The sequence below is a fragment of the Bacillus sp. 05T31 genome (genome assembly GCF_056396725.1).
The window spans coordinates 1-11,822 of record NZ_JBFTMA010000061.1; the positions used below are offsets into that span (position 1 = coordinate 1).

The window sequence follows — 11,822 nt, forward strand, 5'->3', positions numbered from 1 at the left end:
CTACTAATAATAGGTATTGATGGTTGTGGCGGTGCAGGAAAAAGTACGTTAGCTAGTAAAATAAAAAGTAAATTTTCCACTGTAACGATTGTTCATATGGATGATTTTTATTTACCATGTGCACAAATTGTAAATGAACATCCTACGAATAAATCAATTGGTGCAGATTTTGATTGGAAACGCCTTTTACAAGAGGTATTAGATCCGATTAGTAATGGTATTGAAGGATGTTATAAACGTTACGATTGGGAAACCGATTCTTTAGCGGAATCTCATATTGTCCCTGCAAACGGAATTGTTATTATAGAAGGTGTATATGCAACACGTCAGGAGCTGGCTGAAGTGTATGATTTGAAAATATGGGTGAATTGCCCTCGTGAAACACGTATAAAAAGAGGGATTGCTAGAGACGGGGAAACAGCGCGTGATATGTGGGAAAACAATTGGATGGTTGCTGAAGATATGTATGTAGAAAGTCATAAGCCACATGAATTGGCAGATTTTATTATTGAAGGCACAAATAATGAGATAACTAATAAATAAGAAACCATTTACTGCTAAATGGTTTCTTATTTAATTTATGCATTTATTTTTGCTACAATGGATGTAATGAAATTTGTTTTATCCTCTGCATATTGATGTTTATCATTAGGATTAGCTCGTGAAAGTTGAATCTTTAACTGTTCATACTGTATACGAGAAGTTTTGTTGTCTATTAAGTAATCTCTGAATTGTAATTGTTCTATTAAATATTTGTTCCTTTGTTCATACATATGAATTTGATGAGTTCGTGGTTCGCCTTTATTAAAATAGTATCTTTCAGGCAGTACATCCTTTCTGTATTTATAGTTTAGTAGTTCTAACTTTTTAATACATTTTAAACCGTTCTTATAATCTTCTAGTTCAATTGCTATATCAATAATTGGCTTTGCACTTAAATATGGAATTGAAGTACTTCCAATATGGTGTATTGCTAAAATATGTTCGCCAATTTGTTCCTCAATGAATTGTTTCTCTTTTATAAACTCAATTTCCCATTCTTCAGTCCACGGAAATAAAAACACTTTTCCATACGGTAAACCTAACATTTAATTAGCACCTCTTTCAAAATGGTTATCAATAAAGGTAATTACATTTTCTTAAAGCTTTTCAAAACAAGGTACTCCCACAATCTCCAAGGAAGAATCTTCTTCGCAAAAATCATAAATTTTACACCTTTTCCAATTGGATATCGTAAATTAGTACGCTTTGCTTCAGCAATTTCAACAATTTTATTGGCAACATCTATCGGATTGCCAAGTGTATCGCTACCACTATTAATATGTTTTTGTATTTTATCCATATATTCTTTGTATGGAGAGATAGTATCAGATTGGTTTTCAGCTAGTTGYTTACCAACTTCCCATATGTTTGTGTTATAAGAACCTGGTTCAAGTAAAGCAACATCTATTCCGAAAGGTTTTACTTCTAAGCGAAGTGATTCACTCCAGCCTTCTAATGCATATTTGGAAGAAACATACGGGGATAAGCCAGGGAATCCAACTTGGCCACTAATACTGCTTATATTAATGATTTTTCCACTTTTTTGCTCTCTCATATATGGTAAAACCCGCTGAGTGATTGATATAGCTCCGAAAAGGTTCGTTTCAAATTGTTTACGATATTCCTCTACTGGAATTTCTTCTACAAAGCCTCCATTTGCATATCCTGCATTATTAATGAGAATGTCTACTCTGTTTATTTCTTTTAAAAATAATTGGAAGTTATGTATAGAATTTTGATCTGTTACATCTAATTGTTGTACTTGTATATATTGTTGTAAGTTGAGTTTAGTAGCTTGAGCTAGTAAGTCTACTTGTTTCTCAAGATTGCGCATTGTAGCGATAACTAAATAATCTTTTTTTGCGAGTTCAAGTGTCGTTAATAGTCCGAATCCACTTGATGCCCCTGTAATAACCGCGATTTTTTTATTCATTGGTCGCTCGCTTTCTTTTTCTTTTATCATAACGAGTTATGGGAAGAAAATCTATTAATCATACATGTTGTTTTTATAAGGTTACATAATAGAGTACTTTAGGTTTCTATAATTATATATGTTTGAAAATTATTTTAAAAAGGGAATAGTAAGAACTTAGCGTATATAGAGAAGTGAGTATTGTCATGAAATAAATCTTTTTAACGGGGGGAAGCAAAGTGTTCCATGTGAAAGTTGTTTTAGCAGATCAGTTATTAGCAAATGCGAATGATCCCAGTTGGTATATTCCATTTTCAGATGCAGTTAAGGATTTATCTGAGAGAGAAGCTTTCTGGAAGCCGAATGAAGAGTGTAATAGTATAGCTGAAATTGTACAACATTTACTGTATTGGAATACGACGTGGCAAACTAGGTACAAAGAATCAAATGTTAATGCTGTGCCCGCTATTGGTGATAATAACAAAAGTTTTATGCTTTCAGATAATCAAACATTTGAAGAGTTAAGAGAAAAACTATTAGAGAAACTGTTACAATGGCAAAGTCTCATAAATGAAGACAAGGTTGAAAGTGATGTAATTGGATTTCCTGTATGTGCGAAGTGGTGGGAAGTATTAGCTAATGTAACGACTCATAACGCGTATCACATTGGTCAAATTATTTACATTCGGAAATTACAGAAGAGTTTTGATAATGAATAAGATAATAATTCTCAAATTAGGTGAACAAAAGTGGACAAAACGAGACAGATGTCTCATTTTGTCTACTTTTTTATTATGAAAGAAAAGAGAAAACCTATTAAATCAGGGATTAGAATTTGGCACAGTACTTGCAATATAAAAGATGAACAAGAAAATAGGAGGGCTGGACATGTTAAAAACAACTGAAAGTAAAGGGAATGAAATTACGAAAGAACAAGCTCGTTGGATGTATGAAAAAATGTTAGAGATTCGTAAGTTTGAAGACAAGGTGCATGAATTGTTCGCGCAAGGCGTTCTGCCAGGTTTCGTTCATTTATACGCTGGTGAAGAAGCAGTAGCAGTTGGTGTATGTGCCCACTTAACAGATAGTGACAGTATTACAAGTACGCATAGAGGTCACGGCCATTGTATCGCGAAAGGTTGTGATTTAAATGGCATGATGGCCGAACTTTTTGGGAAAGCGACAGGGTTATGTAAAGGTAAAGGTGGTTCAATGCATATTGCCGATTTAGATAAAGGAATGCTTGGTGCAAATGGGATTGTAGGCGGAGGTTTTCCACTTGCTTGCGGTTCAGCATTAACAGCTAAATATAAAGGAACGAAAGATGTAAGTGTTTGCTTCTTCGGTGACGGAGCAAATAATGAAGGAACATTCCATGAAGGGGTTAATTTAGCAGCGATTTGGAAGTTACCAGTTATTTTTATCGCAGAAAATAACGGTTACGGTGAAGCAACAACATTTGAATATGCGTCAAGTTGTGATTCCATTGCAGATCGAGCGAAAGCTTACAATATTCCAGGTGTTCAAGTAGATGGAAAAGATTTACTTGCAGTGTATAAAGCGGCGGAAGAAGCAGTAGAACGTGCGCGTAATGGCGGTGGTCCAACAATAATTGAATGTATGACATATCGTAATTACGGTCATTTCGAAGGTGAAGCGCAAACATATAAAACTTCAGAAGAAAAAGAAGAACATTTAAATGAAAAAGATGCGATTGTGAATTTCCGTAAGCATTTAATTCATGAAGCTTTATTAACRGAATCTGAACTTGTGGATATGGAAAAGGCAGTAGATGAAGCAGTGCAACAATCAATTGAATTTAGTGAAAATAGTCCATATCCGGAAGATGAAGAATTATTAAAAGATGTATACGTTTCTTACAAATAAGAGGAGGGTGAAAAATAATGACTAGAACAGTAAGTATGTCAACTGCAATTAATGAAGCGATGAAAATATCAATGCGTCGTGATGAAAATGTAATTTTAATCGGAGAAGATGTTGCAGGCGGTGCACAAGTGGATCACTTGCAAGATGATGAAGCATGGGGCGGTGTACTCGGTGTTACGAAAGGACTTGTACAAGAATTTGGTCGAAATCGTATTTTAGATACTCCAATTTCAGAAGCGGGTTATATGGGAGCGGCGATGGCAGCTGCTGCAACAGGTTTACGTCCGATAGCTGAATTAATGTTTAATGATTTTATCGGTAGTTGTCTTGATCAAGTATTAAACCAAGGTGCAAAGTTCCGCTATATGTTCGGTGGAAAAGCGAAAGTGCCAGTTACAGTACGTACGATGCACGGTGCTGGATTTAGCGCAGCGGCACAGCATTCACAAAGTTTATATGCGTTATTTACGAGCATTCCAGGTATAAAAGTTGTCGTTCCTTCCACTCCTTATGACGCAAAAGGCTTATTATTAGCGGCAATTGAAGATGACGATCCAGTAATCTTCTTTGAAGATAAAACACTTTACAATATGAAAGGCGAAGTACCAGAAGGGTACTATACAATTCCTTTAGGAAAAGCAGATATTAAATGTGAAGGTTCTGATGTAACAATCGTTGCAATTGGAAAACAAGTTCATACAGCACTTGCAGCTGCAAAGCAATTATCGGAAAAAGGACTCGAAGTAGAAGTAATCGATCCACGTTCTTTATCACCGCTGGATGAAGATACGATTTTAGCATCTGTTGAAAAAACGAATCGCCTGATTGTTATTGACGAAGCAAATCCAAGATGTAGTATCGCAACAGATATTGCGGCAATTGTAGCGGATAAAGGATTCGATTTGTTAGATGCACCTATTAAACGAATTACAGCACCACATACACCAGTTCCGTTTTCACCACCACTTGAAAAGTTATATTTACCAACGCCGGAGAAAGTAATTGAAACTGTATCAGAAATGATCGGAGACCAATCTTTATTACGTGTGTAATGAAACGATGAGAAGGGAGAGAGAAACATGGCTGTAGAAGTTGTAATGCCGAAGTTAGGTATGGCGATGAAAGAAGGTATTATTACGAGCTGGAATATTAAAGCAGGTGATAATGTAGAAAAAGGTGAACTAATTGCTAGTATTAACTCGGAAAAAATCGAAACTGAAATAGAAGCACCAGCTGATGGAACTGTTCTTGATATAGCTGTAAGTGAAGATGAGGGAGTGCCGCCGGGTACTGTAATTTGCTACATCGGTAAACCGGACGAAAAAGTAGAAGTTCATGAAAACATACATGTTGTAGAAGAAAGAGCATCTAATCCAGAACCTAAAAAGGTAGAACATCCAGAACCATATGCGATAGATGTGACGAAGCAAAGAGTTAAAATATCTCCAGTAGCAAAGAAAATTGCAAAAACTGAAAATCTCGATATTAGATCATTAATTGGTACAGGACCTGGCGGAAGAATTACAAAGGTAGATGTATTAAAGGCGCTTGAAGAAAGAGTAGCAATTCCAGAAGTACTTGAACAAGAAGAAAGTAAAGTCATTCCTATTACTGGTATGCGAAAAGCAATTGCGAACCGTATGCATGCAAGCYTACAAAATAGTGCGCAATTAACATTAACGATGAAAGTAGATGTTACAGATTTAGTTGCTTTACATAAAGAAATAGCGGAAGTTGTACAAAAACGATACGATAACAAACTAACTATTACTGATTTCGTTTCTCGTGCTGTTGTATTAGCGCTTAGAGAGCATAAAGAAATGAACAGCGCGTATATAAATGATGCCATTCATCAATTTGAACATGTTCATTTAGGTATGGCGGTCGCGTTAGAAAAAGGATTAGTCGTTCCAGCTATTCGCTTTGCTAATAATCTATCTTTAGTAGAGTTATCTAAAGAGATTAAAAATGTGGCACAAAAGGCACGAGCAGGCAGTTTAAGTAGTGATGATATGCAAGGGACAACATTTACAATTAGTAATTTAGGTAGCTTCGGTATTGAATATTTTACGCCAGTATTAAATACACCTGAAACTGGTATTTTAGGTGTAGGTGCAATTGAAGATGTTCCTGTATATAAAGGGAAAAAATTAAGAAAAGGAAGTATGTTACCTTTAAGTTTAACATTCGATCATCGTGTACTAGACGGTGCACCAGCAGCTGCATTTTTACGCACAATTAAAGAGTATTTAGAAGAGCCTGTAACAATTCTTTTATAAAGAGAAGGTGAGAAAATGAGTAATTTAGTTGTTATTGGGGGCGGACCTGCTGGTTATGTAGCGGCAATTACCGCGGCTCAAAATGGAAAAGATGTCACTCTTATTGATGAAGCTGATCTTGGCGGGACTTGTTTAAATGTCGGTTGTATGCCTACGAAATCATTGTTAGAAAGTGCGGAAGTATACGATATTGTTAATCATGCGAATCGTTTTGGAGTATTAGTAGATAAGCAGAATATATCAATTGATTGGAAACAAATACAGACGAGAAAATCACAAATTGTTACGCAACTCGTACAAGGTATACAATATTTAATGAAGAAAAATAAAATAAAAGTTATACAAGGTAAAGCGAAATTTGAAACGGATCACCGTGTGCGAGTTACACATGGTGATAAAGAAGATGTAGTAGTTGGAGACCAGTTTATTATAGCGGCAGGATCAGAACCAACTGAATTACCTTTTGCTCCATTTGATGGGAAGTGGATTTTAAATAGTAGTCATGCAATGTCCCTAGAAAATATACCGAAATCATTATTAATCGTTGGYGGTGGTGTAATAGGTTGCGAGTTTGCAAGCATTTATAGTCGTCTTGGAACAAAAGTTACGATTGTTGAAATGGCATCGCAATTATTACCTGGTGAAGATGAAGATATCGCACAAATTTTAAGGGAGAAACTAGAAAATGATGGCGTAAAAATATTTACAGGAGCGGCTTTAAAAGGATTAAATAATTATAAGAAGCAGACTTCATTTGAATATGAAGGAAGTATCCAAGAAGCCAACCCGGAATTCATTCTCGTTTCTGTAGGTCGAAAACCACGTGTACAAGAATTAGCTTTAGAAAAAGCAGGCATTCAATTTTCAAATAAAGGAATTTCTGTGAATGAACATATGCAAACAAACAGATCACATATTTACGCAGCGGGTGATGTGATTGGTGGAATACAGCTTGCTCACGTTGCATTCCATGAAGGAACGACAGCGGCATTACACGCGAGCGGAGAAGATGTGAAAGTAAACTATCATGCTGTACCTCGCTGTATTTATACAGCTCCAGAAATTGCTAGTGTCGGTTTAACAGAAAAAGGAGCAAGAGAGCAATATGGGGATATACTTATTGGAGAATTTGCTTTTACAGCGAACGGAAAAGCGCTTATTATTGGAGAACAAACGGGGAAAGTAAAAGTTATTGTGGAACCTAAATATCAAGAAATTGTAGGGATTTCTATTATCGGTCCTCGTGCAACCGAACTAATCGGACAAGGAACGGTGATGATTCATACAGAAGTAACCGCTGATATAATGAGAGATTATATTGCAGCACATCCAACTTTATCTGAAGCGATTCATGAGGCATTATTGCAGGCAGTAGGACATGCTGTACATGCTTGAAGGTAAAAAGACCAGTCTAATATGACTGGTCTTTTTAGTAAATAATATTTAAGTAGCAATATGTATAAAAAGATACTAGAAAAATCACTATACTCTCATGTTTTTTTAATCGATGAGAGTATAGTGATTTTGAAACTTCTTCACTTATTTAATTGAAATGCGCTGTTACTATTTAATTTCAATAGCTGAAGTTATATCGTTCCAATCTGCAGCTAAATTAGCAGTTTGACCATACCAATCAGAGTGTCTAAAGGAGACACCTTTTCCATAACCTTGAGTTGAAGAATGTTCCCATAACGTCGTTGAATAACTTGCAGAAGGTGAAGCTGTACTTATTGAAGAAATTCTGTCGTTCCAGCTAGAAGGTAGGTTTTTAAAGCCACTGCTCCAATAAATATACTGTCCACCTTTATTTTGATGCTCATAAAAATCGGTACTACCAGCACCACTACCTAAAGGGTTAATTTGATTTTTAAGTGCCTTTTTATCCTTTTCAATAAAAGCATTCAATGTTTCTCTGCTAGTAAAGCCATAAGCTAACCAATCTCCATTTTCATTTTGCTTAGGTAGTACCATAGTAATTTGGATGTCTTTTTTTGATTGATCGCTTAATTTTGTGAATGAATTAACATTCTTTTCATCAACTTTTAAATAATCAAATGATTTAATTGTATTATCTTTTTCTGCAGCACTTACTACTCCTAATCCTCCAGTTAATGCAAAACCTGCTACTAATGTCCCTGCTACTAATTTCTTCAACATATAACCATCCCTTTTTGTTTAGATTTTTGTACAGGTAAAACTTGTACATGTAAAATGTATTCTAATTTCGAATTTTTGTAAATATTCTGAAGCTTTAGAAATAATAGGCGGAATATTTACAGTTTTACATTTTTTCTTTAGAAAAAATGGTTATTGGAATGATATAATAAGCGAATACATTGCTTTTCTTGGATGATAAAATGTTTTAGGAGAGGTATCATTGAAATATTTTACAAGAGATTGGTATAAAGAAATGCAAATTTTAGGATTTATACATTTCATAGAATCAATAGAAGAATGGAAAGAAATAGATCCCGATTATATAAAAAGTTTGAAAAATGAAGTAGAAAAAAGGAAAGAAGATTTATTAAATTATCTCCCTGAAACACTACATCAATACTTTCATAACAACACTATTGATTCAGAATATCCCCCTAATGAATTTAAGAAACTTTTGTTAGAGTGGACGGCAGATTATGAAAAAAGAATGACACAATTAGATCAATCATACTTAGAATATTTTAATTCCATTAAGAAAAAAATTCCGTCAAACGTTGTTCAATTACATGAATTCTCACTGCATGATAGTGTGATTAAAGTAGTAAAGAGAAAGTCAGAAGATACTTTGTCTATCGTATTAGATTGCACTGGTACTTTTAGTGATTTCAATAAACTTCAAGTTTCTTTTACAGGMGTRACRAAATGTTCTATACCKGAAAATTTTGAAGGTGCTTGGTGGCTATRYCATGAAATAGAGCTTACTGAAGACGGTTTCGAACTGGGTGTTTTATTTGACTGTCCATTTAGAGAAGTGACGATTTGTGCAAAAGATGTATTGCTTGAGAAAAAATAACTTAGTTATTTGTATATAAATTTATAATAAAGAGAGTTTCTTTAGATGATATTTACAAGTTCGATAATAAAAAAAACAGTCATTAAAGACTGTTTTTTATTTTGATACTAAATTATCAAGCTTCCAATATGTATCTGTTAACGGAGCAACTTTACTATCTATATACAAATACATGTTATTTAAGTCTTTAGGCGAAGTTTTCATTTCAAATACAACGTCRGTAGTTAAAGAGAAYTCAGATGGAACCTTTTYAGCRTTYTCATTKTGTATAAMTTCRCCTTCGTATTTWTYACCMGTTTTTTCATCTTTWATGAAATATTTTATTTCTGAAAGATCTATAGTTTCCTTATCGGCTCGAGCGTTATTCATTGTAACACGAGCTGTAAGGCGCCACTCTTTATCTATTTTTTCAAATTTTGCATTTTCAACTGTTGCTCTATAGTATTCGTTTTTAAATATTTCCCCATAGTGCATTGCATTCTTTTCAAAAGCGCTCTTTTCTTGTTTTGGTGCAGTATTTCCACTACATCCTGCCATTATTCCTGTAAATAATAATGCTGTACAAGTTACTTTAATTATAGATTTCATAGTAATCCCTTTCTGTATTAAAAAGTAAAACATAGGAATAATTTTACATCAATAGGAAGGTAAATGGAAGTATGTTTGTGTAATATGCAAATATACATTTATTTCGTTTTCAAGTTAATGGGATAGAAAGAGGGAGAAAAACTGTATAAAGCTGAATAAATAAGAATTGAAAATATTGTAATACAGAAAAAGCATGCATATAATTAAAATAAAGATTAAATTTCTGAATCTTCAATAATGGTGGTGATAACATGTTCACTGAAGAGCGTAGAGAGAAAATTTTAGAGTTACTTAAGAGAGATGGAAGAGTAATCGCAAAGGATCTTGCGGAAAGTTTTGATATGTCTATTGATTCTATAAGAAGAGATCTATCCATTATGGAGAAAGAGAGTTTATTAAAAAGAACGCACGGAGGTGCAGTTGAACTTACGCGAGTGAGAAACTTAGCTGCCGAACCATCGAAACGTTATCGTGATAGTTCAATAGATGAAGATGCGATTGCGAAAGTTGCTGTATCCTACATACAAGAAGGAGATTCCGTTTTTATTGGCGGGGCTTCCATTCATTATGCCATGTTAAAGTATTTACCTGAAACATCATTTATAGTTATTACGAATGCTTTAGAAATTGCTAGTAAGTTACGAGAATATAAGAACATTGATACGTACTTAATTGGTGGAAAAGTGAAACCATCAGGAAATATGACAGATACACTGGCCTCTGAATTGATAAGTAGATTCTCTATTGATCTTTATTTCTCTACAGGTGGCGGTATTTCATTGAATGGTATAAGTACTGCGACACCGGAAGTTGCTTATTTTGGAAAAACAGTAAGTAAAATTGCTAGAAGAAATATTTGTTTAGCTCCTCATAATAAACTTGGAATAGACTGCTTTATAAAAGGAGAGTCACTGATAGAAATTGACCTTATAATAACAGATGAAGGGGCTAGTAAAGAAACGATTCAACAATTTGAGAAACAAGGTAAAGAAATTGTAATAGCGTCAATAGACCTCATTTAAAAGGAGTTTGAAATGATTATAAAAGGACAAGAGTTTCATATAAATGGATTAATTTATACAGTTCGTTCTGCAGTTCAAACGGATGCTGAGCAGTTATCAGAAATTAGAGTTCAGATCGATGGCGAAACTGAAAATATGGATAGAGAAGCTGGAGAGGGGTTTATTGATAAGATAGGGTTTCAAAAAATAATAAAAACAGATAGTGAAGAGATGAAGAATCTTTTTTTAGTTGCAGAAGTGCACAACCGAATCGTAGGGTTTTCGAGATGTGAAGGATCAAATTTGAAGAGGTTATCCCATAAAGTAGAGTTTGGTGTTTGTATTTTAAGAGAGTTTTGGGGATATGGAATGGGTAAGAGTCTATTGCAACAATCTATTCAGTGGGCTGATGAAAATGAAGTGAAAAAGATATCATTGCAAGTGTTAGAGACAAATGAAAAAGCCATCCAACTTTATAAAAAATTAGGTTTGGAGGTAGAAGGTATTCTAAAAAATGATAAAAAACTGTCGGATGGTAAGTATTATAATACGGTAGTAATGGGAAGGTTTACTGATACTTTTCATAAAAGAGGTGAAGAAGTATGTTTTACAGAAGGAAATACTATGTAGTAAAAAATGAATTCATAGAAATATTTAATGATCATTTCAATGATACTAATTTACCTAATCAAATAAAATATGGTTCTCGTTTAATAGGACGCTGGATGAAAGATAATAATGATGGTACGACTGAAGTATTTGCAATATGGGAATATGATAGTTATGAACAGTATAAAGAAATTGAATCRAAAATTAGAAGCGACAAGATACATGTTAAAAGAATACATGATTGGTATGAAAAACATGGCGGGAAAGAATATGTTTTACAGGAGTACATATTAGAGTTAAAAAATGAAGAGTTAGTATGTACTGTAAAGTGATAGAGGGATGAGGAATAATGGGAATTAAAACAAAATTATATTTTAGTTTAGCATCCACCATTTTATTTGCAATAGCGGTGATAGTTTTCTTTATAAACGGCAATCCACAAAAGTGGTTTTGGTTATGTATTTTCTTTGCGTCCATTATACAAAATATAGTTC

General features: G+C 34.1%; 14 protein-coding genes. 10 read left to right on the forward strand and 4 right to left on the reverse strand.

The annotated features are described in order from the left end of the window. The coding region (locus AC1DJR_RS06285; protein WP_477002234.1) for a uridine kinase family protein at positions 1–543 on the forward strand (543 nt) is incomplete at its 5' end. A 35-nt stretch (positions 544–578) separates the two neighbouring features. Here the strand turns inward: AC1DJR_RS06285 and AC1DJR_RS06290 are convergent. Next, positions 579–1,088, reverse strand: a complete 510-nt coding sequence (locus tag AC1DJR_RS06290; protein ID WP_429688602.1) for a GrpB family protein — start codon at positions 1,086–1,088, stop codon at positions 579–581. A gap of 41 nt (positions 1,089–1,129) precedes the next feature. Further along, positions 1,130–1,975: an oxidoreductase gene (locus AC1DJR_RS06295; protein ID WP_429688601.1), complete on the reverse strand. Its 846-nt coding sequence runs from the start codon at positions 1,973–1,975 to the stop codon at positions 1,130–1,132. A gap of 218 nt (positions 1,976–2,193) precedes the next feature. Here AC1DJR_RS06295 and AC1DJR_RS06300 point away from each other — a divergent pair, with 218 nt between their 5' ends. From AC1DJR_RS06300 to lpdA, 5 genes are all read left to right on the forward strand, one after another. After that, complete coding sequence (locus AC1DJR_RS06300; protein ID WP_429688600.1) at positions 2,194–2,673, forward strand: DinB family protein; 480 nt, start codon at positions 2,194–2,196, stop codon at positions 2,671–2,673. A gap of 169 nt (positions 2,674–2,842) precedes the next feature. Next, on the forward strand, positions 2,843–3,841 hold the full coding sequence (gene acoA, locus AC1DJR_RS06305) for an acetoin:2,6-dichlorophenolindophenol oxidoreductase subunit alpha (protein WP_016091510.1): 999 nt from the start codon (positions 2,843–2,845) through the stop codon (positions 3,839–3,841). 17 nt (positions 3,842–3,858) lie between these two features. Continuing rightward, the gene (acoB, locus tag AC1DJR_RS06310; protein WP_429688599.1) at positions 3,859–4,893 is read left to right on the forward strand and encodes an acetoin:2,6-dichlorophenolindophenol oxidoreductase subunit beta; all 1,035 of its coding nucleotides are present in this window, start codon (positions 3,859–3,861) and stop codon (positions 4,891–4,893) included. A 27-nt stretch (positions 4,894–4,920) separates the two neighbouring features. After that, positions 4,921–6,120, forward strand: a complete 1,200-nt coding sequence (locus AC1DJR_RS06315; RefSeq protein WP_429688598.1) for a dihydrolipoamide acetyltransferase family protein — start codon at positions 4,921–4,923, stop codon at positions 6,118–6,120. Positions 6,121–6,135: 15 nt separating this feature from the next. Further along, complete coding sequence (gene lpdA / locus AC1DJR_RS06320; protein ID WP_477002235.1) at positions 6,136–7,515, forward strand: dihydrolipoyl dehydrogenase; 1,380 nt, start codon at positions 6,136–6,138, stop codon at positions 7,513–7,515. A gap of 168 nt (positions 7,516–7,683) precedes the next feature. On the opposite strand, the gene AC1DJR_RS06325 is transcribed toward lpdA, so the two are convergent. Beyond that, entirely contained in the window at positions 7,684–8,277 is a 594-nt protein-coding gene (locus tag AC1DJR_RS06325) for a hypothetical protein (RefSeq protein WP_429687228.1), read from the reverse strand. A gap of 220 nt (positions 8,278–8,497) precedes the next feature. On the opposite strand from AC1DJR_RS06325, the gene AC1DJR_RS06330 reads away from it, so the two are divergent. After that, a complete protein-coding gene (locus AC1DJR_RS06330; protein WP_477002236.1) occupies positions 8,498–9,130 on the forward strand; it encodes a DUF4085 family protein in 633 nt (210 codons plus the stop codon). Positions 9,131–9,226: 96 nt separating this feature from the next. Here AC1DJR_RS06330 and AC1DJR_RS06335 read toward each other — a convergent pair whose 3' ends face one another. Continuing rightward, on the reverse strand, positions 9,227–9,718 hold the full coding sequence (locus AC1DJR_RS06335; RefSeq protein ID WP_477002237.1) for a hypothetical protein: 492 nt from the start codon (positions 9,716–9,718) through the stop codon (positions 9,227–9,229). Positions 9,719–9,969: 251 nt separating this feature from the next. Here AC1DJR_RS06335 and AC1DJR_RS06340 point away from each other — a divergent pair, with 251 nt between their 5' ends. From AC1DJR_RS06340 to AC1DJR_RS06350, 3 genes are read left to right on the forward strand one after another with little or no spacing between them, the layout of a single operon-like run. After that, positions 9,970–10,740 (forward strand): DeoR/GlpR family DNA-binding transcription regulator, encoded by a 771-nt coding sequence (locus tag AC1DJR_RS06340; protein WP_429687225.1) that lies wholly within the window; start codon positions 9,970–9,972, stop codon positions 10,738–10,740. Positions 10,741–10,752: 12 nt separating this feature from the next. Continuing rightward, positions 10,753–11,349, forward strand: a complete 597-nt coding sequence (locus AC1DJR_RS06345; RefSeq protein WP_429687224.1) for a GNAT family N-acetyltransferase — start codon at positions 10,753–10,755, stop codon at positions 11,347–11,349. Next, complete coding sequence (locus AC1DJR_RS06350; RefSeq protein WP_002127705.1) at positions 11,322–11,660, forward strand: NIPSNAP family protein; 339 nt, start codon at positions 11,322–11,324, stop codon at positions 11,658–11,660. The genes AC1DJR_RS06345 and AC1DJR_RS06350 overlap by 28 nt, the downstream gene beginning before the upstream one ends. Positions 11,661–11,822: the final 162 nt, after the last annotated feature.